Here is a 22714-nt window from a genome sequence, read left to right on the forward strand (position 1 = left end):
ATGGCCGAGATCGTTCTGGACAGCGTGACCAAGCAGTACCCCGACGGCGCGGTGGCCGTGCGGGACGTGGACATCGAGATCGCCGACGGCGAGTTCATCATCCTGGTCGGCCCGTCGGGCTGCGGGAAGTCCACGACCCTCAACATGATCGCCGGCCTGGAGGACATCACGTCCGGCGAGCTGCGCATCGGCGGCGAACGGGTCAACGAGCGCGCGCCCAAGGACCGCGACATCGCGATGGTGTTCCAGTCCTACGCGCTCTACCCGCACATGACCGTGAAGGAGAACATGGCCTTCCCGCTGCGGCTGGCCAAGGTGGACGACGCGACCGTGGAGAAGAAGGTCCGCGACGCCGCCGAGATCCTGGACCTGACCCACCACCTGGACCGCAAGCCGTCGAACCTGTCCGGCGGGCAGCGGCAGCGGGTCGCGATGGGGCGGGCGATCGTGCGCAACCCCAAGGCGTTCCTGATGGACGAGCCGCTGTCGAACCTCGACGCCAAGCTGCGCGTGCAGATGCGCACGTCGGTGTCGCGGCTGCAGAAGCGGCTCGGCACCACCACCGTGTACGTCACGCACGACCAGACCGAGGCGATGACCCTCGGCGACCGGGTCGTGGTGATGCGCGGCGGGGCGGTGCAGCAGATCGGCGCGCCGCAGTCGCTCTACGACAACCCCGCCAACCTGTTCGTCGCCGGGTTCATCGGCTCGCCCGCGATGAACTTCGTGCCGGCGGCGCTGGAGCACGGCGTGCTGCGGTCGGCGCTCGGCGACGTGCCGCTGACCGACCGGGTGCGCGGGCTGCTGGAAGGCGCCGACGCGCCCCGCGAGGTGATCATGGGGTTGCGGCCCGAGCACTTCGAGGACGCCCGGCTGGTGGACGACGCCGTTCGCTCGAAGGGCGTCACGTTCACCAACCACGTGGACGTGCTGGAGTCGATGGGCTCCGACAAGTTCGCCTATTTCAGCCTCCAGGGTGAACAGGCGACCTCGGCGGAGCTGGCCGAGCTCGCGGCCGACGCGGGCTCGGCCGACGTGCCCGGCGGCGGCGTGTCCCTGGTCGCCCGGATCGCCGCGACGTCCACCGCGGTGGCGGGTGAACCGGCCGACATCTGGTTCGACGCCGATCAGGTGCAGCTGTTCGACCCGGCCAACGGCCGCAACCTCACCTACCGCGGCTGAGCACCGCGCCGGCAGGCCGCCCCCGGTGGTTCGACGGGGGCGGCCTTTCACACTTTCAGGCGAAGCTCAACGGGAGGTTTCCGGAGGTCACGGGCCGTTGCCGACCAGTCCGGACCATCGGCAGGGACGAACTCCATAGGCCATTCAGCGCAGCAAACGCACACCTCGTCGCATTTGTGGCGCTCCGGGTGCCGGCGATCCCCACGCTGGTCGAAGGCGGAAACGACTCCGGCCGTAAAGGGCCCGGGGCAGGGGAGTCCGCCGAGCACAGAGAAGAGCGCGAGATGGGGATTCTTGACGGCAAAGCGGTCGTGATCACCGGGGCGGGACGGGGTTTGGGCGAGGCCTACGCGATGCACGCCGCGCAGGCCGGCGCCGCGGTCGTGGTCAACGACATCGATGCTGACCAGGCCGAACAGGTGGCCGAGCACATCCGCGCCTACGGCGGGCGGGCGGTGGCGAGCACGGCGACGGTGGCCGATCCCAGCGAGGCGGAGAAGATCGTGGGAATGTGCCAGGCCGAGTTCGGCCGGGTCGACGGCCTGGTCAACAACGCCGGGCTCAACTACGAGACGCTGCCGTGGGAGGACGAGCCGGAATCCATCCGGCGGATCGTCGAGGTCAACCTGCTGGGAGTCATATACACCGGAATGGCCGCGATGCGCGTGATGCGCGAGCAGGGCCACGGCTCGATCGTGAACATTTCGTCAGGGGCGTTTCTCGGCCAGCGCAAACTCGCCACCTACTCGGCCACCAAAGGCGCGGTGGCCTCGCTCAGCTCGTCGTGGGCCCTCGACCTGGAAGGGGACAACATCCGGGTCAACGCCGTCTGCCCGGTCGCCCACACCCGGATGGTGTGGAAGTCGGAGCGCTCGCTGCGGGCCATCCCCGCCGACCGCACCCCCGGCAAGGTCGCGCCGCTCGTGCTGTTCCTGCTCAGCGACGCGGCCCACGGCATCACGGGCCAGATCGTCCGGTGCAACGGCCGGCAGCTGCACCTCGTCGGCCACCCGTACTTCAAGCAGCCGATCCTGGAGAGCGACACCTGGGACACCGCGTCGGTGAAGCGGGCGTTCGACGGCGTGCTCCAAGCCCACCTGGAACCGTTCGGCCTGGAGAAGCGCATGCCGCCGCGGCTGCGCGAGCTGGTGGAGCCCGGCCGCACGGCCTGAGCTGCGACCCGGTGGTGGAGCAGGGGAAGCGCCTTGGCGGACCGGCGCTTCCCCGCTCTGCGGCCAGGTTCACCTGTTTGCCCGCCCTTCAACCGCTCCCAGCGCGGTGATCACACCTTCGGGTGATCGCCTGATCGGTGGGTCTTCCTGCGACGATGCTGGACGTGGGCACGCGCACACCCCGGGTCACGGACTGGCGGCTGGTGGTGCAGTCGCGGCTCGACCGCGTGCGCGCCGACCTCGCCGCGCTCGGCCCGCCGGACCCGCTCGACCCGGAGAGCGACCAGTGGCGCGCGGTGGCCGAGCAGGAGGCCGCCACGGTCGAGGACATGATCACGCGCGCCGAGTCGCGGTGGCGGACGGTCGCGTCGTGGTGGTCGGGCTGGCACATCGAGCGCGCCTGGCGGTCGCTGCACGAGGCCGAGATCGCGGTCGTGGCCGCGGGCAACGGGTTCCTCGGGCGGCTGCCGGGGCTCAAGGCCCGGGTCGCGGAGAACCTCGACGAGGACGACCCGCGCCGCGTCGCGCTGGAGGAGCTGCGGCCCGGCGAGTTCCCCCTCTCCGTCGAGCGGGAAATCGTGGTCGACGCGCTGAGGGCCGCGTTCGACGCCTCCGACTTCGCCCACGCCGGGTCGCGGGCGCTGCGCAACAAGCTGATCGCCACGTCCGTGGTGCTGTTCGTGGTCAACACCGCGCTCGGCGTCATCGGCCTGCTCAAGCCCGGCCTGATCCCGATGTGCGTGAGCGCGGAGAAGCTGCCGACGGTGTGCCCGTCGGGCAAGTCGGCGACCGGCGCGGACGTGTGGCTGTCGCAGGTGTTCGGCGCGTTCGGGGCGGTCCTGTCGGCCGTCGTGCTGCTCCTGCGCCGCCGGCCCAGCCTCTCGCCGTACGTGATGGTCGGCTACCAGGCGCTGATCAAGGTGCTGCTCGGCGCGGCGCTCGCGGTGGTCGGCATCCTGGGCCTGGGCGCGGGCGTGACGACCGGCCTCATCGGCGTGGCGTCCCAGGCCGCGCTGCTGCTGTGGGCCGTGATCCTCGGGTACGGCCAGCAGGTCGCGACCCGCCTGCTCGACACCTACACCGACCGGGTGATGGACCAGGCCCGGCCGCTGCCCCGGCTGGAACGGCAGCGCTAGCGGCGCGACCGCAGGGTCGAGATGACGTCGGGGTCCCACCGGTGCGTGCGGATCAGCCGGTACCGCTCCGCCGCCACCCACAGGTACGCCTCGGTCTCCGTGCGGTCGCCCACCAGGTCCGCCTGCCGCAGCATCCCGACCACCGGCTGGTACTCCTCGGCGTACCAGCGCCCGGCGACCGCGGCCCGGTCCAGGAGCACGCCCTCGTCCTGCATCAGCCGGAAACCCCACGCCTCCACGTGCTCGCCCAGCTCGGCGTAGTCCCACGGGTCCGACAGCAGCACGGCCGCCCGCGCCTGCCCGCCCAACGGCACCCGCTCCAGGAACAGCCGCCGGTAGTCCTTCACGATCAGGTCGCCGCGGTGCCGGATGCCGTGCGCCGCGATCCGCGTCACGACCTCGGTCACGTACGCGTCGATCACCTCCAGCCCCAGCGCGTGCGCCACCGACACCCGGTGGTGCCCGTCCTGGACGAAGTGCAGGTCACCCACCCGGTACACCTCGATCGGCGGCACCGCCTCGCCCCGCCGCTGCGCCAGCGCCAGCCGCTGCCACCGCTCCCGCACCCGCGCCGACGTCGGCCGGAACCGGCGGTCGAAGTCACGGGTCCGGTCCACGCTGCCGACGATCGAGTCCAGCCGGACCGCGCGCAGCCCGAGCCGCCGCTCGCCGAGCATCCCCAGCGACTCGACCACCTCGTGGAACGGCAGCATGATGTTCACGTCGTCCGGCTCGCGGCGCAGCCAGGCGGCCAACCGCGACAGCACCTGGCGGCGGCGGGCGCGCTGGAAGTCGTTCTCCGCGTCGGCCTGCGGGAAACCGGTGTCACGGGGCACGGCACTCCTCCTCAGGGCACTGGGACGTCCAAGACCTGGTAACCCACGACGTTCACCACGCGGGTCGAGCCGAGCACGCGGTCCGGCTTCACCTGGCCGTGCGGGTGGATGTGCCCGTGCAGCATGACCGGTGGCCGCAACCGCCGCACGGCCTCGTGCAGGCAGGCGAACCCCCGGTGGGGCGGGTCGGGCTCGTCGCCGCAGCCCAGCGGCGGCGAGTGGGTGAGCAGCACGTCCACCCCGCGCCCGTCGCGCAACCGCCGCCACCGGGCCGCCCGCAGCACGCGGCGCAGCCGACGCGCCTGCTGCCGCTCGGTCCACTGGTTCGGCCCGCCGCTGTACCGGACGGACCCGCCGAGCCCGGCGATCCGCAGCCCGGCGACGTCCACCACCCGCTCGTCCGCGTTCACGCCGCCCGCCGGACCGGGCCAGCGCGCCGGCAGGCCCGCCTTCGTCCACAGGCCCCGGACGTCGGCGTACCCGGTCAGGTCCGCGTCGTGGTTGCCCGGCACGAACACGCACGGCCGGTCCAACGCGCCGGCCAGGAACTCCAGGTAGTCGAACGGCAGGTCGCCGGCCGCCACGACGAGGTCGACGTCGTGGCGGCGCACCCGGTCGGTCCACAGCGCCTCGACCACCTCGTCCGCCACCGCGAGCACCCTCGGCATCCACCGAGCCTAAGCGCCGGCGCGGTCGGAGACACCTCGTCGGTGAAAGGGTGAACCACGCCTTCCTCCCCCTGCCGCACAAGGGAAATCGGGCTAACGTCACAGGGTGCTCGCCGAGCTGTTCCTCGACGCGTCCCGCGCCTGCGAAGTCCACAGCCCGCTCACCCGCACCCTGCTGGTGGCCGCGGCGGACGACCTGGCCCGCGGCGGCATCACCGCGCGGGTGATGGCGGGCGCCGAGTGCGACCGGCACGGCACCGTGCCCGGCCTGCGGTTCGCCGGCGCCCTGCACCGGCTCGTCCTGGAGGGCCGCGCGCCCACGCTGGCCAAGCACTACCCGACGGTCGGCGGCAGGCCCGACCTCGACACGCTCTGGGACGACGCGCGGACCGTGCTGCACGAGCACACCGACGAGCTGCACGCCCTGGTCACGTCCACGGTCGTGCAGACCAACGAGCCGGGCCGCAGCGCGCCCCTGTTCGGCGGCCTGCAGACCGCCACCCACCTGGCCGCGGCCGAGGTCGGCAGGCGTGCCACGTTCCCGATCCGCCTGCTGGAGGTCGGCGCGTCCGGCGGCCTGAACCTGCGCCCGCACCACGTCGCCTACCGGGTCGACGGCGAGGTGTTCGGCGACCCGGGCAGCCCGTTCGCCCTCGACCCGCGGTGGACCGGCAGGCCGCCCGTCGACCTGCGCCACAACCTGCGCCTGGTCCGGCGCGCGGGCTGCGACCTCAACCCGGTGGACGTGTCCACAGAGGACGGGCGGCTGCACCTGTCGTCGTTCGTCTGGGCCGACCAGCAGGCCCGCTTCGACCGCCTCCAGGCCGCCGTGGAGCTCGCGCGGCTCGACCCCGTCCCTGTGCGGCGGGCGACCGGCCCCGAGTGGCTGGCCGAGCAGCTGGCCCGCCCGGAGCGCGACGTGCTGACCGTCGTCTGGCACTCGGTCGTCTGGCAGTACGTGTCACCGGCCGACCGCGCCATGGGCCGCGCGATCCTGGCCGACGCCGCCTCCCGGGCCACCCCGATGGCGCCGCTGGCGCTGCTGGTCTACGAGCCGCGCCGCACGCACACCGCGGGCGCGTACGAGTTCCGGCTGCTGCTCAAGCTGTGGCCGGCGGGCGTCTCGCTGCGCCTGGGCACGGGTGTGGGGCACGGCATCCCGTTCACCTGGGACACCGCGCCCTGGAACTGAGCGGTCAGCTCCCGTTCGCGATCAGCAGGGTCACCGTGGCGAGCCAGCCGATCAGGAAGGTGAGCACCCAGAACCGCAGGTTCGTGAACATCCTGGACATGGGGGGACATCCCGTCGCGGGAAGGGGAGGGAGGGGGTCTACAGCCAGCGGTTGCGACGGAATATTCGGTACAGGGTGAGGCAGACCACGAGGATCACGGCGATCACCATGGGGTAGCCGTACTTCCAGTGCGTCTCCGGCATGTAGTCGAAGTTCATGCCGTACACGCCGACCACCATGGTCGGCACGGAGATGATCGCCACCCACGCGGCGAGCTTGCGCATGTCCGAGTTCTGCTGGAGCGTGATCTTCGCCAGCACGGCGTTGACCAGCGTGGTCAGCAGCTCGTCGAAGTTGATCACGCGTTCGGACACCTCGGTGAGGTGGTCGTCCACGTCGCGGAAGTAGGAGCGCACCTGCTCGGGGATCAGCGGGGTGTAGCCCTCCGCCAACCGCCGCAGCGGCACGGCCAGCGGCATCACCGCCCGGCGCAGCTCCAGCACCTCGCGCTTCATCAGGTAGATCTGGTCGGCGCTGACCCGGCTGCGCGGCTGGAAGACCAGCGCCTCCATCTGGTCGATGTCGTCCTCGATGTGGTCGGTCACGTCGAGGTAGTTGTCGACCACGTGGTCGGCGATCGAGTACAGCACCGCGGCCGGCCCCGAGCGCAGCCGGTCCGGCTCCTCCTCCAGCTCGCGCCGCACGGCCGCCAGCCCCGAGTGGTTGCCGTGCCGGACCGTCACCACGAAGTCGCGGCCCAGGAACACCATGATCTCGCCGCTCTCGACGATCTCGTTGGCGGTGTCGGGCGACGAGTTCTGGATGTACCGGACCGTCTTGAGCACCATGAACAGCATGTTGTCGTAGCGCTCGAGCTTGGGCCGCTGGTGCGCGTGCACGGCGTCCTCGACGGCCAGCTCGTGCAGCCCGAACGTGTCCGCGACGCCCTGGATCTGCTCCTCGTCCGGCTCGTGCAGCCCGATCCAGACGAACCCGTCGCCGCGCTTGCGCACCTCCTCGACCGCGTCGACGTGCGACCAGCGGCCGGGCAGGCGCGTGCCGTCGACGTACACGCCGCAGTCCACGACGTACCGCGCCAGCGGCACGGGGATGGGCACCGCGGGTCGGTCCTGCGCGCGGCCTCTCAGGCCGCCGAGCGAGGGCAAGCTGGGCACGGGTCCTCCAGGTGGGGAGCGTCGACTCGACGAACGACGACGGCACGTCCCGACCGGTACCGCTGGGCCTAGCTGTGGAAAGCCGGCTCCCCGATGAGGACGCGCGAGGTACTCGCAGGATGGGGGTCGTTACTCATCGGTAGTCCTCACCTCCTCGGGTCGGCTGGCCGCGGCGGTGTAGTCGCTCACAGACCAGTTGCCGAGGGTACTCCCCCGGTGCTCACACTGTCGTCCCGGTCGGCGTGGTCCTCGATCACACCGACCTCACACTGGTAGCCGGCCAACGGAGGCGTGCGGTGCAGTTCGGGCGTTACTACGAGGAGTTCGAGGTCGGCGCGGTCTACAAGCACTGGCCCGGCAAGACGGTCACCGAGTACGACGACCACCTGTTCTGCCTGCTCACGATGAACCACCACCCGCTGCACCTGGACGCGCACTACGCGGCGGAGACCACCGACTTCGGCAAGAACGTCGTCGTCGGCAACTACGTCTACTCGCTGCTGCTGGGCATGTCGGTGCCCGACGTGTCGGGCAAGGCCATCGCCAACCTGGAGGTGGAGTCGCTCAAGCACGTCAAGCCCACGTTCCACGGCGACACCATCTACGGTGAGACCGAGGTGCTGGACAAGACGCCGTCGAAGTCCAAGGACGACCGCGGCGTGGTCTACGTCGAGACGCGCGGGTACAAACAGGATGGAACGGTCGTCTGCGTGTTCCGCCGGAAGGTCATGGTGCCCAAGCGCTCCTACGGCGAGGCGCGCGGCGGCGAGCAGCCGGGCAGGCCCGAACCCAAGGAGTGACGTGACCTCGCTGGATCTGGTGCGGCAACGACTGGCCCGGTTCGCGAAGAGCGAGGCGCACGGCGTCTCGCCGCTCTACGAGCACCTGGCCTCGCACGCCGCCGACGATCCGGAGGTCGCCGGCCTGCTGACCGCCGCCCCGGAGCGGTTCGCGCACGCGACCCTGCTCCTGGCGGCGGCGCACCGGCTGGTGCAGGCCGAGCCGTTCCACGAGCTGTCCAACTACTACCCGTCGCTGGGCGGCACGTACGGGGCGGACGAGAGCACCTGGCGGTTGTTCCGGGAGTTCGTGCTGGAGCGGGCCGACAAGGTGCGCGAGCTGGTCGCCACCAGGACCGTGCAGACCAACGAGGTGCGGCGGGCCACGCTCGTGTACCCGGCGTTGGCGCGGGTCAAGGGGCCGGTCGGGCTGCTGGAGGTCGGTTGCTCGGCCGGCCTGCTGCTCGGCCTGGACCAGTACGGCTACCGCTACCAGACCCAGCAGGCGGGCCAGCTCGTCGCGGGACCCGCCAAGGCGGCGCTCGGGCTGCACTGCGCGCTGGAGCTCGCGCCCGGCGCGGAGCTGCCGAAGATCCCCAAAACGGTGAAGATCGCGGCCAAGGTGGGGCTGGACCGGGCGCCCGCCGACCTGACCGACGAGGACACGTACGCGTGGCTCGAGGCGTGCGTGTGGGCCGACCAGCCGGAGCGGCTGCGGCTGTTCGGCGTGGCCGCCACCGTGCAGCGCAAGTCGCCGCCCGAGTTCGTGGTCGGCGACGCGGTGGCGGACCTCGGCAAGGCCGCCGACCGCGTGCCCGATGACCTGCCGCTGGTGGTCCTGACCAGCAACGTCCTGCCGTACGTCGCGGGGGAGGAGTTCGTCGGCGCGCTGCGCGGGCTCGGCCGCCCGGTGTGGTGGTTGAGCCACGAGGGGTACGCGGCGGGCCTCGTCCACGTGCTGCCGGGGCGGGACGACCTGCGGCCCGGCGCGGACGAGCCGGCGTTCGGCGTGGTCGGGCTGGTCCGGTTCGAGGACGGCGAGGTGCGGTCGGCGCAGGCGTTGGCCAGGACGGCTCCGCACGGCCAACGGTTGGTGTGGCTCCCCTGATCGGGGGAGCCGATCACGAACGGGGGAGTTGGCCCCAGGCGTCGAGGGTCTCGCGGAGCATCCCGGTCAGTGGAAGTGTGGCCAAGATCGCAGCGTCCACCCAGCGCGCGTCCACCGCGTCGTCGCCTGGTCGGAGGACGCCGGATCGCACCTGGCAGGCGTAGTCGTGGATCTCGTAGACACCGCGTGGCGCCGGGCGGGTGACGCTGCCGATCAACGCCCCGACGGTCACGGAGAGTCCCGTTTCCTCGCGCAGTTCCCGCACAATTGCGGTCTCGTCGGATTCGCCGGGCTCGACTCGGCCACCCGGTATCGACCACAGTCCCTCACCTGGAGCATTGCCCCTCCTCACGAGTAGCAGTCGCCCGTTCGGGTCGTGCACGATGCCGCCGACACAGCGGATCCGGGGCTCACGTTCGGCCGTCACGATTACCAAGCGTAGTCACACCGGGTTGGCGGTGCAGGACGCTGACCCAAGTGCGGTACAAATCTCCCGACGTGTCGCGGAGTGCGGTACAACGGTTTTCACTGGCGCCAAACGGGTGCGGTAGCGAACGGGGTTGATCACCGTGAATCTGAAGAAGATTCTCACTTTCGCCGGGGTCGGCTTGGTCCTGTTCTTCCTCATCGCGGAGCCTCAGCAGGCGGCTCAGCTGGTGCAGAACATCCTGGGCACCCTGCGGGAAGCCGCTGAGGCGCTCATCACCTTCGTGAAACAATTGTTCTGAGTCGACCGGCTCCTCCCTCCCACGGCGAGAGGTCGAAGGCATGTTCGCACCACGGGACCCCGACGAGTACCTGCTCCCCACGGAGCGTCGGGTCATCCGGGTACGCAGGCACTGGAGCAGTCTGCTCTGGGATCTCCTCGAGGCGGGCGCGCTGCTCGCCGGCGCGATGATGATCTCGTACCTGCTGCCCGACAACGCGGGCATCATCCAGAACATCCTCTGGTACGCCTCGCTGTTCGTGCTGCTCAGGCTGGCCTACTTCGTCATGGAGTGGTGGGTGGAGCGGATCGTCGTCACCGACAAGAGGTTCATGATCTCCTCGGGGGTCTTCGAGACCAAGGTCGCCATGATGCCGATCAGCAAGGTCACCGACCTCACCTACGAGCGTTCGGTGCTCGGGCGCATGTTCGGCTTCGGCACCCTGGTCGTGGAGTCGGCGGGTCAGATCCAGGCCCTCAACCGGATCGAGTACCTGCCCAACCCCGAGGAGGTCTACGACGCCATCTCGGAGCTGACCTTCGGCGACAAGAAGGCCCAGGCGGAGCGCTTCTCGATGATCAAGGCGCAGCGGGCGGCGCGCGGCAAGAAGATGGTGCCGTAGCCCGGAGCAGGCCGTCGTGGAGACTGGCAGGGTGCGCATCGACCTGCACACCCACTCGACCGAGTCCGACGGCACCGACACGCCCGCGGAGTTGGTGGCGGCCGCGGCCGCCACCGGCTTGACCGCGGTCGCGCTCACCGACCACGACACCGCAGCGGGCTGGGCGGAGGCGGCCAACGCGCTGCCACCCGGCTTGAAGCTGGTGCGCGGCGCCGAGCTGTCCTGTGCCTCCGACGACGGCCGGGGCCGGGTCATCACCGTCCACCTGCTCGCCTACCTGTACGACCACACCTCGCCCGCGCTGGTCGAGGAGCAGCTGCGGCTGCGCCTCGAACGGCGGCACCGGCTGCGCCGGATGGCCGAGCGGATGGTCGCCGACGGGTTCCCCATCGACCCCGACGAGCTGATGGCGGCCATGCCGACCGACGCGCCCGCCGGACGTCCGCACCTCGCCATGGCGTTGATCCGGGCCGGCGTGGTGTCCACGGTCGACGAGGCGTTCGCCCGGTACCTCACGGGCGGCCGGTACTACGTGCCGCGCACCGACACGCCCGTGGCGCGGGCGATCGAGATGATCACGGAGGCGGGCGGCGTGACCGTCCTGGCACACCCCTTCGCGACCTCGCGGGGCCCGATCGTGACCGACCAGGTGGTGGCCGACCTGGCCGGCCTGGGGCTGGCTGGCGTCGAGGTCGACCACCCCGACCACGACCCGGCGACGCGGGTGCGGCTGCGCGGCCTGGCGGGGGAGCTGGGCCTGCTGACCACGGGGTCCAGCGACTACCACGGCACCAACAAGACGGTGCGGCTCGGCGCGGAAACCACGTCACCGGACGTGCTGGACGCCTTGGCCGATCGGGCAACCGGGTGCAAGGTGCTGGTCGGTTGACCCGTCAGGATCCCTCTCGGATCCCTCGGTCGACCACCGAACCGCGAGGTCGCCCGCGACGCCGGAGGCGGCGCATCCAACACTGTCGGACCCCCTCGGTAGCGTGAGGGCGTGCAGGAACAGCTGGGGTTCGACTTCGGGGCGATGCCGAAGAAGCTCGTGCGGGTGACGCCGGCGAAGCTCGCCACGTGGGCCGACTGCCCGCGTCGCTTCCGCATGGCCTACCTCGACCGGCCGTCGCCGCCGCGCGGTGGGGCGTGGGCGCACAACACCCTGGGCGCGGTCGTGCACAACGCGTTGAAGGCGTTGTTCGACCTGCCCGCCCAGCGCCGCACGCCCGAGCAGGCGGTCGCGCTGCTGCACCGCCAGTGGAAGAACGACGGGTTCCGGGACGCCGAGCAGGCGGGCGTGTACCGGGACCGGGCGGTCGGGTGGGTGCGCGACTACGTCACCGAGCTGGACACGTCGATCGAGCCGGTCGGCATCGAGCGCTGGGTGTCCACGCCCACGTCGAAGATCGTCGCCGAGGGCCGCGTCGACCGGATCGACCTGCGCGACGGCGAGCTGGTGATCGTCGACTACAAGACCGGGCGGCACGCGCTGACCGTGGACGACGCGCGGGGCTCGCAGGCGCTGGCCCTGTACGCGCTGGCGGCCCGGCGGACGCTGCGCAAGCCGTGCCACCGGGTCGAGCTGCACCACCTGCCCACGGGCACGGTGTCGGTGTGGGAGCACACCGAGGAGAGCCTGGGGCGGCACGTGTCGCGGGCCGAGGAGGCGGCGGACGAGCTGCGGCTGGCCACCGACACGCTGGAGGCGGGCGGCGACCCGGAGATCCTGTTCCCGCCGCGCACCGGCAACCAGTGCACGTGGTGCGACTTCCGCCGGTCGTGCCCCGAAGGTCAACGCGCGGCGCCCTCGCTCGACCCGTGGGCGCTGCTCGCGCCGTAGAGTTGGCCGCGTGACGATGGTGGACAGCGGACCCGAACCACGCCTGGCCAGGCTGTGGCGCGGCGTCAGCGGCGCGCTCGCCGTCGGCTTGGTGCTGCTGACGTTGGGCTTGATCGGCGTGCAGGTCTACGCGGGCTCCCGCGACCTGCCCGGACCGGGGCTGGACGTGGTGGCCGGGCACGGCGTGGCGGCCGTCGCCGCGGTGGTGGCGCAGGTCGTGGCCGACCGGCGCCGGGGCTGGGCGGTGGCGTTGTGCGGCCTGCTGGTCGTGCTGCTGGCGGCGTCGACCCTGTGGTTCTTCTGGTGGGCGTGACCTGATCGCGGCGCGCGGTCAGGAGAGCCAGGCGCGCCAGGTCGGCAGGAGCGTGGCCAGCAGGGCGTCCGGCGCCTCGGTGTTCGGGTTGTGCATGACGCCGGGCAGCACGGCGAAGTCGGCGTCGAGGCGTTCGGCCATGTCCCGCTGGCTCGCGGCCGACCAGGCGTCGTCCAGGTCGCCGCACACCACCAGGCACGGGATGCCGCCGGACCGGGCGACCCGGGCCAGCTTGGCGACCAGGTCCGGTTCGGCGCGCAGCGCCTCGCCCATGCCGAGCAGCCCGACGGGTGACGAGCGGACGAACCGCTCGCGGTAGAAGTCCTTCAGCTCCTGGGGGACCATCCGCCAGCGCGGGTTGAGCGCTTGGCGGGTCTCGTTGACCTCGTGCGACGCCTCGACGCCCTGCTCGCGGAGCACGATCTCGCCGTAGTCCAGCGCGGTGCGGCGCTCGCCCGGCGGCAGCTCGGACGGGCCGGACGCCATCAGCGTCAACCCCGAGACCGGCGCCCCCGCCAGCACCGCGCCGCGGGCCACCAGTCCACCGAACGAGTGACCCAGCAGCAGCACCCGCCTGCCCTCGGCGGCCAGTTTCGCGACCAGTTCGGCCACCGACGCGCCCAGCGCCTCGGGCCGGTAGTCGGATTCGAGGAGCGGGCCGGGCGACTCGTACTGGCCAGGCAGGTCGATCGCCACGACCTCGATGCCGGCGTCGGCTATCGGGTCGACCAGCGGCGCGAAGTCCTCCTTGGATCCCGTGTAGCCGGGGATCAGGAGCGCCGTCGCGCCGAGGTCGAGTCCGGCGGCGGGGGCGTGCAGGGCCGCGATCGGTCCGTGCCTGCCGGGCAGGTCCACGCGTTGCGCCCGGTGCGGGCTGAACTGCGAGTGCACGTCTCGCAGTCTGCCGCACCGGCCGCGTGGGCGCGTTACCGCAGTGCGACGAGCGTGCCGCCGCGCTGCTCCAGCACGACCGGGCCCTCGGTGGCCATCTCGATCGGGCCGGTGTGGTCGCCGCGGTCGACCGGGACCGAGGCGATCTCCTCGCCGGTGATCTGGTCGAGCACCTTCAGCCCGGCGTCGACCGGCAGCAGCAGCCGCCCGGCGAGCGTGGTGCCCGCGCCGAGGGTGTCGTTCGCGGTCCACAGCGGGTTCAGCTCGGTCAGCGACAGCGCGACCGTCTTCGACCCGGTGAACCAGTAGACGTTCGCGGTGCTGGTGAACGTCGACGCCACCCGTCCGGGCGGGTCGCCCGCGAGCTCCTCGGCGGTGACGTCGACCGGGTAGCTGCCGATCGAGGCGCCGGTCTCGGAGTCGAACACCACGATCCGGCCCGGCACGGCCAGCGCGACCCGGTTCGCCGTCACGGCGATCACCCGGGCGCCGTTCTCGCCGGTGACGGTGGAGCTGATGACCTGCGGCTCGTCGGACTTCTCGGGGTTGGGCTTGAGGATGGTGAGGCGGTCGGACGGGTCGAGGGCCGGGCAGCGCTCGATCAGCGCGATCTTGCCGCCGGTGACCGCGAACGAGTGGTACGTGCAGCCGGTGCGCGGCTGCTTGTTCGGGTTCACGATCGCGCGCAGGGCGCCGTACTCCATCGAGCGGACCAGGTCGTCGCGGCGGTAGACCTCGACGTACGTGCCGCCGGTGGTGAGCACGTGCGAGCCCTCGTTCAGCAGGCGGGTGCCGAGCTCGGCGTCGCCGTTGCGCTGCGGTCCGCGCTTGCCGGAGGCGTTCTCGAGGGTGGTGACCTCGGAGCAGTTGGTGTCCTTGCGGTGCACCGCGAAGATCCGGCCCCAGGCCGTGGAGACGGTGCACAGGGGCAGGTCGCGGGCGTAGCGCCAGCGGACGTCGCCGGTGAGCGCGTCGCGGCCGACGACCTCGCCGCCGTCGCCCGTGACGACGACCGAGTCGAGGTTCACCGGGACCGGCGTCGCGCCGCTGGGGGCGCGCCAGATCTCGGACAGCGTCGGCGGCATCGCGGTGGCGGGCTGCAGCGGGGTGATCTCGGACGGGCCGGTCTGGCTGACGGTGTTGCGGGCGTCGCTGGTCAGCCACAGCACGAGGCTCGCCACCAGCACCGCGACCACGACCAGGGTCAGGCCGATGAAGTCGCCCCTGGTGCGCCAGGACCTGGACGGCACCGGCTCGTGCGGCTCGGTGTCGTGCGGCTCGTCGTCGTGCTGTCCGCCGCCGTCGTGCGGCTCGACCTGGGGTTCGACGGGCTTCGCCAGGACGTCTTCCTCGTCCAGCACGACCTGCCCGTTCGAATCCGCCTGCTCCGGCTGGCCCACTGCCCGGCTCCCGATGGTCGGTGATCTATCGCGTTCGGTCTGGCGACATGCTGCCACCACCGGGAAGAGGTCGGTGTGAGGCGGCGGCACCTACCGTTCCCCGCGGCGTTCCGCTACCCGCGGCCCACCCGTTCCGGCGCGGTGCTGACGCGGCTCCGGCGCGGCCCTGACCGCGCCGGCGCGAGCCGCTTCCGGCCCTTGCGCTGCGGGCCGCCTCCGGCGGTTCCGGCCCTTGCGCCGCAGGCCGTTGCAGGCGGCTTCGCCCGTTGCGCCGCGGGCCGTTGTCCAGCCAACCCTGCCGTTCCGGCGCGGGCCGTGTCCAGCGGCTCGACCGTTGCGGCGCGGGCTGTTGCTGTCCGCGGCCTGACCTGGCCTGGCCTCGCCCGGCCTGGCCCGGGTCCGTTCACCCGGGCTGGTCCGGCCCGGCTCCGTGGACCCGGCTTGGCCCACCCCTGGGTCCGTCCACCGCTGTCCGGTGTTCGGGCCGGGCGTCGTGCCGTGCCCGGCGGGGTGGCCTGCCGTCCGTTCCGGCGGCCCGGTGGCCGCTGGTCCGAGTCTCCCCGTCCGTCCCGTCCTGGTGGCCCGGTCGCCGTGGCGGGCGGCGGGTGGGTGGCCCAGGGATCCGGGTTGGTTCGGGGCTCCTCGTTTTCAACCGAGGTGCGGTAACAGTGTTTCCGTACATTTTCGGGCGATGATCACCCGATCGTGTTGCGGTCGAGTCGGGCAGCGCTTGGGTTGCGCTGCCCACCACGATTGTTCCCTACTCGGCCGGTGCCGACTCCGCCGACTCGCCGCCCGTGCGGCGACGCCTGCGCCTGCGGGGGCGGTCGGGGTCGGCGGTGGACGAAGTCGAAGACGACTCCGGCGCGCCTGCGGTGACCTCGGCCGATGCCTCGGTGGCTGCACCGTTCTCGCCGGACGCCGACACGCCACCACGACTGCGGCGGCGCTTGCGCGGCCTGGTGCCGCCCTCCTCGCCCGACCCGGAGCCGGTGGTGCTGCCGCCGCCGTTGCCGGACTCGGTGGCCGGGGCCGCGTCGCCCGCCCGGCCGCTACGCCGGCGCTTGCGCGTCTTCTTCTCGCCCTTCAGGTTCTCCTCCGGCTCGGCCTCCAGGCCCGCGCGCGTGCGCAGCCCCAACGGCAGCCGACCGGTCGAGCCCGCCGGGATGTCCAGGTCCGCGAACAGGTGGTCCGACGTCGAGTACGTCTCCACCGGCTCCGGCTTGCCCAGGTCGAGCGCGTCGCTGATCATCTTCCACCGGGGCATCTCGTCCCAGTCGACCAACGTGACCGCGACGCCCGTGCGCCCCGCCCGACCCGTGCGGCCGATGCGGTGCACGTAGGTCTTCTCGTCCTCGGGGCACTGGTAGTTGATCACGTGCGTGACGCCCTCGACGTCGATGCCGCGCGCCGCCACGTCGGTGGCCACCAGCACGTCGATCTTGCCCGAGCGGAACGCCCGCAGCGCCTGCTCGCGCGCGCCCTGCCCCAGGTCACCGTGCACGGCCGCCGCGGCGAAACCGCGCTCGACCAGGTCGTCGGCCACCTTCTGGGCGGTGCGCTTGGTCCGGGTGAACACCATCGACAGGCCGCGCTCACGGGCCTGCAACGCCCGCGCCAGCAGCTCCGACTTGTCCAGCGCGTGCGCCCGGTAGACGAACTGCTCGGTGCGCTCGTGGATGGCGCCCGCGTCGTTCTCCTCCGCCCGCACGTGCGTGGGCTGGTTGAGGAACGTGCGCGCCAGCGTGATGATCGGGCCGGGCATGGTCGCCGAGAACAGCATGGTCTGCCGCTCGTCGGGCACCATGCGCAGGATCCGCTCGATGTCGGGCAGGAAGCCCAGGTCGAGCATCTCGTCGGCCTCGTCCAGCACCAGCCCGCGCACCTTGCCGAGCACCAGGTGGCGCTGCTCGGCCAGGTCGAGGAGCCGGCCGGGCGTGCCGACGACCACGTCGACGCCCTTGCGCAGCGCCGCGATCTGCGGCTCGTACGGCCGGCCGCCGTAGATGGCCAGCACGCGCACGTTGAGGTGCTTCGCCGCGTCGGTCAGGTCGTGGGTGACCTGAAGGCACAGCTCACGCGTCGGCACGACCACCAGCGCCTGCGGCGTGCCGTCACCGGGCGTGACGATGCGCTGGAGCAGCGGGATGCCGAAGCCCAGCGTCTTGCCGGTGCCGGTGCGGGCCTGGCCGATGACGTCGTCGCCGGCCAGCGCCAGCGGCAGCGTCAGCTCCTGGATGGCGAACGTGCGGTGGATGCCCGCCTCGGCCAGGGAGCGCACGATCTCCTCGCGCACGCCGAGCTCGCCGAACGTGGGCGCATCGGGTTTGACCGGGGCGTCGGCCACGAGCGGGTGCGAGGTGTCGTCTTCCGGGACACCCGCCTCGCTGTGCTCCAAGGCCACCGGGTCGATATGGGTCTCTTCGTTCGTCGCGGTCAGGATGATCGCCTCTCTCGTACCAGCGCGCCACGGCCTGTACGGGCCGCTCGACCGCGTCACCGCCACTCGGGCCACCGCAAGGGGCCGGGCGGGTCGCGGGAGGGCCAGCGAGGTGTGTGCGCGCACCCTCTCCTGGCGGCACGGTGCCGCCGCAGTTCAGCCTTCGGCACCGCTGCGAGCCCCCACTGGGCCGCGCCGCGCCGGGCGTCATCTGTCGAGTCTACCCGCCGACTAGGCCGATCGGGGTGGTTCGCGGCGTCGAGTGCGGTTTCGCGTGCCCAGGGTGTTGTCAACGACACCCGACTAGGCTCCGTGGCATGAGCGACCCGGGAGTGGATGCAGCGGTGGGCCAGGTTGCGGTGGGTGACGGTGGCCAGGTGGCGGAGGGTGTCGTCGACCTCCTCGGCGCGCTCGCGTACGGCGAGCTGTCGGCGTTCGACCGGCTCGCCGAGGACGCCAGGACCGCGCCCACGCTGTCCGGGCGCGCCGCGCTGTCGCAGATGGCGGCGGCCGAGATCGGTCACTACGCGCTGCTGGACCGGTACCTGGCCGAGCGCGGCCACTCGCTGGAGGAGGCCATGCGGCCGTTCGCCGCGGGCTTCGACGGCTTCCACGCCTCCACGGCGCCGCGCACGTGGCTGGAGTCGCTGGTGAAGGCCTACGTCGGGGACGCCCTGGCGGCCGACTTCTACCGCGAGGTCGCCGAGTGGCTGGACGAGCCGACCAAGGAGCTGGTGCTCGCGGTGCTGGCCGACACGGGCCACTCGGCGTTCGCCGAGCGCGAAGTCCGGTCCGCCTGCGACGACGACCCGAAGCTGCGAGACCGCCTCACGTTGTGGGGTCGCCGGCTGCTCGGCGAGGCGTTGACGCAGGCCCAGTACGTGGTGGCGGAGCGCGACGGGCTCGCGGAGCTGATCGTGCGCGGCTCGGGCGACCTGGCGGGCATCGCGGCGCTGTTCCGACGCCTCCAGCAGAGCCACACGCGACGCATGGCGGCGCTCGGGCTCGGCTAGGGTTGGTGTTCGAAAGCCATCAACGCCGCACGGAGGTCAGCGTGGAGGTCAGGGTCGGGATCGCGGACAGCCCGCGGGAGCTCGTGGTGTCCAGCGGGCTCACCCCCGAAGAGGTCGAGGCGCAGGTCGCGGACGCGCTGAAGGCGGGCACCGGGCAGCTCGTGCTGGTCGACCAGAAGGGCGCCCGCTACGTGGTGCCCGCGGCTCGCATCGCGTACGTGGAGATCGGTCCGAGCGACTCGCGCCGGGTCGGGTTCGTCTCCGGCGACTGAGGCGTCCGCGCGGCACGCAGCCGAGCGAACTTCGCCGCCCGGGTGACCGGGCACGAGAAGGGGCACCCGATCGGGTGCCCCTTCCGCGTTTCCCGCCCTGGTCAGCCCACCGTGAACGGCGGCGTTGAGGTGCCCGCCACGCGGTAGCGCCGCCAGGGGTCGGGGTCGGTCAGCGAACCGGTCGCCGAGCCGTCGGGCGTGCGCAGCAGCGCGGTCCGCGCACCACCCTCCACCAGCTCGGTGACCTGCTCGTTCGCGCCGACCCGGCCGTACCAGTGGTAGCGGCCGTCGATGGGCTGGAAGTAGCCGCGCAGCTCGACGCTGACCGGCACCTCCCGCTCGTCGAACACCAGCACGGCCGCGCCGGTGTACCCCTCTTCGTCGTGCTCGTGCTCTTCGGACATCACGCCTCCTCGACGTCGACGACCCGCAGCCGGGGTCCTTCGTGCCGGTCACCGTCGGTGAACCCGGTGGTCAGCGGCGCCTCCGGGTCGAGGTCCACGCCCGCGGAGCGGAGCAGGCCGTCGATGGCGTGCCAGATGATGGTGGTCAGGTAGTCGCTCAGGCTCGCCCGCGTCATCGACTGCCGGTCGAGCCACCAGTCGCCCGCGTTCTGCACCATGCCGACCAGCGCGTGCGCCCACGGCTCGGCGCCGCCGGAGTCCATGTCGAACGCCCGCAGGTAGTCGCCGAGCAGCCGGGCCAGGGCCGCCGCGATCAGCTGCTTGTCCTCGTTGACCACGTCCTGCTCGACCGGCCGGTCGGTGAACGACTTGCGCACCACGAACCGGTACAGGTTGGGGTGCTCCTCGATCACCGACAGGTACGCGTCGACGATGCCCTGGATGCGGGGGCGGATCGGACCGTCGAGGTCGATCGCGGGCCCCATCTTGTCCATGAGCATCTCGGTGCCGCGCCGGCCGACGGCGAGGTAGAGGTCGGACTTGTCGGCGAAGTGCCGGTAGAGCACCGGCTTGCTGACGCCCGCCTCGGCGGCGATCTCGTCCATGCCCACGTCCGGGCCGTGCTTGGCGACGGCGCGGATGGTGGCCTCCACGAATTCGGCGCGCCGCGCCTCGCGGTGCCCCTTCCACCGTTCCCGGCGGGCGTCGGTTCCGCCCTTGACAGTTCGAGCCATGTGACGCACGCTACCAGAAGTAACCGTTACCTCAAGTTACAGATAACTCGAGTTACAGATAACTCTCCCCGGGAGGGACCACCGATGACGAAGGCCTTGAAGGTCGCGGACCGCGAGAAGACCGCCGAGCGTCTGCTCAACTCCTCGGCCGACAAGTTCTACGACCCCGAGGTCGACATCGACTGGTCCGCGCCCCTGGTCGACGGCCTGCGGTACACGCCCGAGCACCGGTGCTCGCTGTACGGCACCGAGCTGTGGGACCGGATGAGCCCCGAGCAGCGCGTCGACCTGTCGCGGCACGAGGTCGCGAGCGTGGCCAGCGTCGGCCTGTGGTTCGAGATCCTGCTGATGCAGATGCTGCTCAAGGAGGTCTACCGCTCGGACCCGACGACCAAGCACGCGCAGTACGCGCTGACCGAGGTCGCCGACGAGTGCCGGCACTCCACGATGTTCGCCCGGATGGTCGAGGCGATCGGCTGCCCGCCCTACGGCCCCCGCCAGTACACCTACCAGCTGGGCAAGCTGCTGCCCGTGATCGGCTACGGGCCCGCCCTGTACGGGTCGATCCTGGTCGCCGAGGAGATGCTGGACCGGTTGCAGCGCGAGACGATGGCCGACGAGACCGTGCAGCCGCTGGTGCGCATGGTCAACCGGATCCACGTGCTCGAAGAGGCCCGGCACGTGCGGTTCGCGCGCGAAGAGGTCGTGCGCGGGATGGCGAAGCTGACCAAGAAGGAGCTGCCCTACCAGCGGTGGCTGCTCGCGACCACGTCGATGTTCATCACCCGGTCGCTGATCAACCCGGACGTGTACGCGGCCGTGGGGCTGGACAAGGACCAGGCGCACAAGGCCGCGCTGGGCAACCCGCACTGGCAGGAGAGCATCCGCTGGTCGGGCGAGCGGATCATGAAGTTCCTGGACGAGGTCGGGCTGGTCGGCAAGCCGGGCATGCGCGCGTGGCGCCGCTCGTTCCTGCTCGGATGAGGGCTCGGGTGGACGCGCCGGCCGTCGGGGGCGAGGGCCGCACGCGGGAGGCGGGCCCGCGGTTCGTGACCTCCGACGGCACGGCGCTGCACGTGGTCGACAGCGGGCCGCCGGACGCCGAGGTGACCACCGTGCTGCTGCACGGCTGGACGCTGGACCACACGTCGTGGGACGCGGTGGCCCCGGCGCTGCCGGGGCGCGTGCTGCGGTACGACCACCGGGGTCACGGCGCCTCGGCGCCCGCGCCGGTCGGGACGGCCACGATCGCGCGGTGCGCGGACGACCTGGCCGAGCTGGTGGCGGCCCGCGTGCCGACCGGGCGGCTCGTGCTGGCCGGTCACTCGATGGGCGGCATGACGATCATGGCGTTGGCCGAGCAGCACCCCTCGCTGCTCGACCGCGTGGACGGCGTCGTCCTGATCGCCACCTCTTCGGGTGAACTCGCCGGGTCGACGCTGGGGCTGCCTGGACCGTTCGGCCGGGCGTTCGTGGCGGGGGAGAAGGCCGTCAACCGGCAGATCGTCCGGTTGCGGCGGGCCGAGCTGCTCAAGCGCACCGAGGTGGTCCGGCCGGGCCTGCGGTGGTTGCTGTTCGGCAAGCGCCCGTCGTGGCGGGAGGTGGCGATGACGGCCGCGATGGTCGGCCGCTGCCACCCGGTGAGCATGGTCGGGTTCCGCGACTCGCTGGACGAGCACGACCGGCGCAGGGCGCTGGCCGGGCTGGCGGGCATCCGGACCGTCGTGCTGGCGGGCGCGGAGGACCGGCTGACGCCGTTGCGGCACGCGCGCGTGCTGGCGGACGAGCTGCCGCACGCCGAGCTGGTGATCCACCTGGGCGCCGGCCACATGCTGCCCCTGGAGAGGGCGGACGAGGTCACAGCACACATCACGGCGTTGCATTGACCCGCCTCCGGCAGGTCGGCGAGGCCGCCTGGAAGTCGGCAGGTCGAGCCTGATTTCGCGACGATCGAAAAGCGTGATCGCCACGAAATGGGTCTCGACCTGCCGACGCAGCATCGCGCTGCTGTGAGCGCGGGTTGAGGGCCGTCGTCGGGGACGGCCCTCAACCCGGTCCTCAGTGCTGGAGCGGGAAGCCGCCGCCGATGCCCCGCCAGGCGAGGTTCGAGATCAGGGCGACCGCGTCCTCCTTCGCGAGCTTCCGGTCGTCCGCGAGCCACGCGCGTGCCGTGACCTGCGACAACCCCACCAGGCCGACCGCGAGCAGCCGCGCGCGGTGCTCGTCGAGGCCCGCGTCGGCGGTGATCGTGTCGGTGATGGCCTCGACGCTGTCGGTCGTCGCCCGCTCCACGGCGCGGGCCACCGCCGGCTCGCCGCGCAGGTCCGACTCGAACACCATCCGGAACGCCTGGCCCTCGCCGTCCACGAAGTCGTAGAACGCGGCGACGGCGGCCTTCACCCGCTGCTTGTTGTCCGTCGTGGACGCCAGCGCGCCGCGCACGCGGTTCACCAGCTCGTCCACGTGGGACTCCAGCAGCGCCATGTACAGCTCGAGCTTGCCGGGGAAGTGCTGGTAGAGGACCGGTTTGCTGACCCCCGCGCGTTCCGCGATCTCGTCCATCGCGGCGGCGTGGTAGCCGTTGGTCACGAACACGTCCTGCGCCGCGGCCAGCAACTGGGCACGTCGCGCGGTCCGCGGGAGCCGTACACCCCGCCCCGCCGCGCCGCCGTGGTGCCCGACCGCAGTCTGGGCCGTCTCCGTCATGGTGCCTCCAGCCAACCAATCACTTCGCGGAACCGGGAAAGGGGTTGCCCTTCCGGCTCGTCGGCAACCTTACTCGCTGGTAGC

25 protein-coding genes are annotated in these 22714 nt (G+C 71.9%); 15 read left to right on the forward strand and 10 right to left on the reverse strand.

Translation table 11 applies throughout. The features are described from left to right. The 3 genes from AB0I91_RS09450 (at position 1) to AB0I91_RS09460 (ending at position 3490) form a co-directional block, all read left to right on the forward strand. On the forward strand, positions 1–1182 hold the full coding sequence (locus AB0I91_RS09450) for an ABC transporter ATP-binding protein (protein ID WP_499610178.1): 1182 nt from the start codon (positions 1–3) through the stop codon (positions 1180–1182). Positions 1183–1466: 284 nt separating this feature from the next. Beyond that, on the forward strand, positions 1467–2354 hold the full coding sequence (locus AB0I91_RS09455) for an SDR family NAD(P)-dependent oxidoreductase (RefSeq protein ID WP_498774408.1): 888 nt from the start codon (positions 1467–1469) through the stop codon (positions 2352–2354). 164 nt (positions 2355–2518) lie between these two features. Then, the gene (locus tag AB0I91_RS09460) at positions 2519–3490 is read left to right on the forward strand and encodes a hypothetical protein (RefSeq protein ID WP_498774410.1); all 972 of its coding nucleotides are present in this window, start codon (positions 2519–2521) and stop codon (positions 3488–3490) included. On the opposite strand, the gene AB0I91_RS09465 is transcribed toward AB0I91_RS09460, so the two are convergent. Together AB0I91_RS09465 and AB0I91_RS09470 are read right to left on the reverse strand one after the other, a co-directional pair. Then, on the reverse strand, positions 3487–4326 hold the full coding sequence (locus AB0I91_RS09465) for a chromosome partitioning protein ParB (RefSeq protein WP_498774412.1): 840 nt from the start codon (positions 4324–4326) through the stop codon (positions 3487–3489). The two genes, AB0I91_RS09460 and AB0I91_RS09465, sit on opposite strands and share 4 nt — an antisense overlap. 11 nt (positions 4327–4337) lie before the next feature. Further along, positions 4338–4994, reverse strand: a complete 657-nt coding sequence (locus tag AB0I91_RS09470) for a metallophosphoesterase family protein (RefSeq protein ID WP_499636288.1) — start codon at positions 4992–4994, stop codon at positions 4338–4340. 106 nt (positions 4995–5100) lie between these two features. On the opposite strand from AB0I91_RS09470, the gene AB0I91_RS09475 reads away from it, so the two are divergent. After that, positions 5101–6186 carry a DUF2332 domain-containing protein gene (locus AB0I91_RS09475; RefSeq protein ID WP_498774416.1) on the forward strand — a complete coding sequence of 362 codons (1086 nt, stop codon included), beginning with the start codon at positions 5101–5103 and terminating at the stop codon, positions 6184–6186. Between the two features lie 138 nt (positions 6187–6324). Here AB0I91_RS09475 and corA read toward each other — a convergent pair whose 3' ends face one another. After that, complete coding sequence (corA, locus tag AB0I91_RS09480) at positions 6325–7401, reverse strand: magnesium/cobalt transporter CorA (RefSeq protein WP_498774418.1); 1077 nt, start codon at positions 7399–7401, stop codon at positions 6325–6327. 296 nt (positions 7402–7697) lie between these two features. Between corA and AB0I91_RS09485 the strand changes: the two genes are divergently transcribed. Next, positions 7698–8201: a MaoC family dehydratase gene (locus tag AB0I91_RS09485; RefSeq protein WP_498774420.1), complete on the forward strand. Its 504-nt coding sequence runs from the start codon at positions 7698–7700 to the stop codon at positions 8199–8201. Between the two features lies 1 nt (position 8202). Beyond that, positions 8203–9288: a DUF2332 domain-containing protein gene (locus AB0I91_RS09490; RefSeq protein ID WP_499610171.1), complete on the forward strand. Its 1086-nt coding sequence runs from the start codon at positions 8203–8205 to the stop codon at positions 9286–9288. 13 nt (positions 9289–9301) lie between these two features. Here the strand turns inward: AB0I91_RS09490 and AB0I91_RS09495 are convergent, their stop codons facing one another. Then, positions 9302–9715: an NUDIX hydrolase gene (locus tag AB0I91_RS09495; RefSeq protein WP_498774424.1), complete on the reverse strand. Its 414-nt coding sequence runs from the start codon at positions 9713–9715 to the stop codon at positions 9302–9304. A gap of 142 nt (positions 9716–9857) precedes the next feature. Between AB0I91_RS09495 and AB0I91_RS09500 the strand changes: the two genes are divergently transcribed. The 5 genes from AB0I91_RS09500 to AB0I91_RS09520 all read left to right on the forward strand — a co-directional run bounded on the left by AB0I91_RS09500 (position 9858) and on the right by AB0I91_RS09520 (position 12770). Then, a complete protein-coding gene (locus AB0I91_RS09500) occupies positions 9858–10016 on the forward strand; it encodes a hypothetical protein (RefSeq protein WP_170185132.1) in 159 nt (52 codons plus the stop codon). A 40-nt stretch (positions 10017–10056) separates the two neighbouring features. Continuing rightward, positions 10057–10617 carry a PH domain-containing protein gene (locus AB0I91_RS09505; RefSeq protein WP_073896001.1) on the forward strand — a complete coding sequence of 187 codons (561 nt, stop codon included), beginning with the start codon at positions 10057–10059 and terminating at the stop codon, positions 10615–10617. Positions 10618–10648: 31 nt separating this feature from the next. Then, positions 10649–11506 carry a PHP domain-containing protein gene (locus AB0I91_RS09510; RefSeq protein ID WP_498774648.1) on the forward strand — a complete coding sequence of 286 codons (858 nt, stop codon included), beginning with the start codon at positions 10649–10651 and terminating at the stop codon, positions 11504–11506. A gap of 111 nt (positions 11507–11617) precedes the next feature. Next, positions 11618–12457, forward strand: coding sequence for a RecB family exonuclease (locus AB0I91_RS09515; RefSeq protein WP_230567256.1), 840 nt, complete (start codon positions 11618–11620; stop codon positions 12455–12457). A 10-nt stretch (positions 12458–12467) separates the two neighbouring features. Further along, a complete protein-coding gene (locus AB0I91_RS09520) occupies positions 12468–12770 on the forward strand; it encodes a hypothetical protein (RefSeq protein ID WP_498774427.1) in 303 nt (100 codons plus the stop codon). Between the two features lie 18 nt (positions 12771–12788). Here the strand turns inward: AB0I91_RS09520 and AB0I91_RS09525 are convergent, their stop codons facing one another. From AB0I91_RS09525 to AB0I91_RS09535, 3 genes are all read right to left on the reverse strand, one after another. Beyond that, on the reverse strand, positions 12789–13661 hold the full coding sequence (locus AB0I91_RS09525) for an alpha/beta fold hydrolase (RefSeq protein WP_499636290.1): 873 nt from the start codon (positions 13659–13661) through the stop codon (positions 12789–12791). 35 nt (positions 13662–13696) lie between these two features. Continuing rightward, positions 13697–15061: an Rv3212 family protein gene (locus AB0I91_RS09530; protein WP_499636292.1), complete on the reverse strand. Its 1365-nt coding sequence runs from the start codon at positions 15059–15061 to the stop codon at positions 13697–13699. 760 nt (positions 15062–15821) lie between these two features. Next, entirely contained in the window at positions 15822–17465 is a 1644-nt protein-coding gene (locus AB0I91_RS09535) for a DEAD/DEAH box helicase (protein ID WP_498774433.1), read from the reverse strand. Between the two features lie 353 nt (positions 17466–17818). Between AB0I91_RS09535 and AB0I91_RS09540 the strand changes: the two genes are divergently transcribed. Together AB0I91_RS09540 and AB0I91_RS09545 are read left to right on the forward strand one after the other, a co-directional pair. Then, complete coding sequence (locus tag AB0I91_RS09540; RefSeq protein WP_498774435.1) at positions 17819–18514, forward strand: ferritin-like fold-containing protein; 696 nt, start codon at positions 17819–17821, stop codon at positions 18512–18514. Between the two features lie 41 nt (positions 18515–18555). After that, positions 18556–18786 carry a DUF3107 domain-containing protein gene (locus AB0I91_RS09545; RefSeq protein ID WP_230567250.1) on the forward strand — a complete coding sequence of 77 codons (231 nt, stop codon included), beginning with the start codon at positions 18556–18558 and terminating at the stop codon, positions 18784–18786. A 101-nt stretch (positions 18787–18887) separates the two neighbouring features. Here AB0I91_RS09545 and AB0I91_RS09550 read toward each other — a convergent pair whose 3' ends face one another. Together AB0I91_RS09550 and AB0I91_RS09555 are read right to left on the reverse strand one after the other, a co-directional pair. Continuing rightward, entirely contained in the window at positions 18888–19190 is a 303-nt protein-coding gene (locus tag AB0I91_RS09550) for a DUF4873 domain-containing protein (protein WP_498774437.1), read from the reverse strand. Continuing rightward, complete coding sequence (locus AB0I91_RS09555) at positions 19190–19924, reverse strand: TetR/AcrR family transcriptional regulator (RefSeq protein WP_498774439.1); 735 nt, start codon at positions 19922–19924, stop codon at positions 19190–19192. The genes AB0I91_RS09550 and AB0I91_RS09555 overlap by 1 nt, the downstream gene beginning before the upstream one ends. Positions 19925–20008: 84 nt before the next feature. On the opposite strand from AB0I91_RS09555, the gene AB0I91_RS09560 reads away from it, so the two are divergent. After that, positions 20009–20908, forward strand: a complete 900-nt coding sequence (locus tag AB0I91_RS09560) for an AurF N-oxygenase family protein (protein WP_498774441.1) — start codon at positions 20009–20011, stop codon at positions 20906–20908. Further along, positions 20905–21810 carry an alpha/beta fold hydrolase gene (locus AB0I91_RS09565; protein WP_499636294.1) on the forward strand — a complete coding sequence of 302 codons (906 nt, stop codon included), beginning with the start codon at positions 20905–20907 and terminating at the stop codon, positions 21808–21810. The genes AB0I91_RS09560 and AB0I91_RS09565 overlap by 4 nt, the downstream gene beginning before the upstream one ends. A gap of 172 nt (positions 21811–21982) precedes the next feature. On the opposite strand, the gene AB0I91_RS09570 is transcribed toward AB0I91_RS09565, so the two are convergent. Next, the gene (locus AB0I91_RS09570; RefSeq protein ID WP_053716225.1) at positions 21983–22630 is read right to left on the reverse strand and encodes a TetR/AcrR family transcriptional regulator; all 648 of its coding nucleotides are present in this window, start codon (positions 22628–22630) and stop codon (positions 21983–21985) included. Positions 22631–22714 lie beyond the last annotated feature (84 nt).

The organism is Actinosynnema sp. NPDC049800 (assembly GCF_040656635.1).
In the GTDB taxonomy this organism is placed as follows: domain Bacteria; phylum Actinomycetota; class Actinomycetes; order Mycobacteriales; family Pseudonocardiaceae; genus Actinosynnema.

Coding starts and splice junctions, on each gene's coding strand:
- AB0I91_RS09560 (WP_498774441.1), top strand. CDS start 20,009: ATGACGAAGGCCTTGAAGGTCGCGGACCGCGAGAAGACCGCCGAGCGT.
- AB0I91_RS09450 (WP_499610178.1), top strand. CDS start 1: ATGGCCGAGATCGTTCTGGACAGCGTGACCAAGCAGTACCCCGACGGC.
- AB0I91_RS09565 (WP_499636294.1), top strand. CDS start 20,905: ATGAGGGCTCGGGTGGACGCGCCGGCCGTCGGGGGCGAGGGCCGCACG.
- AB0I91_RS09455 (WP_498774408.1), top strand. CDS start 1,467: ATGGGGATTCTTGACGGCAAAGCGGTCGTGATCACCGGGGCGGGACGG.
- AB0I91_RS09570 (WP_053716225.1), bottom strand. CDS start 22,630: ATGACGGAGACGGCCCAGACTGCGGTCGGGCACCACGGCGGCGCGGCG.
- AB0I91_RS09550 (WP_498774437.1), bottom strand. CDS start 19,190: ATGTCCGAAGAGCACGAGCACGACGAAGAGGGGTACACCGGCGCGGCC.
- AB0I91_RS09505 (WP_073896001.1), top strand. CDS start 10,057: ATGTTCGCACCACGGGACCCCGACGAGTACCTGCTCCCCACGGAGCGT.
- AB0I91_RS09470 (WP_499636288.1), bottom strand. CDS start 4,994: ATGCCGAGGGTGCTCGCGGTGGCGGACGAGGTGGTCGAGGCGCTGTGG.
- AB0I91_RS09555 (WP_498774439.1), bottom strand. CDS start 19,924: ATGGCTCGAACTGTCAAGGGCGGAACCGACGCCCGCCGGGAACGGTGG.
- AB0I91_RS09540 (WP_498774435.1), top strand. CDS start 17,819: ATGAGCGACCCGGGAGTGGATGCAGCGGTGGGCCAGGTTGCGGTGGGT.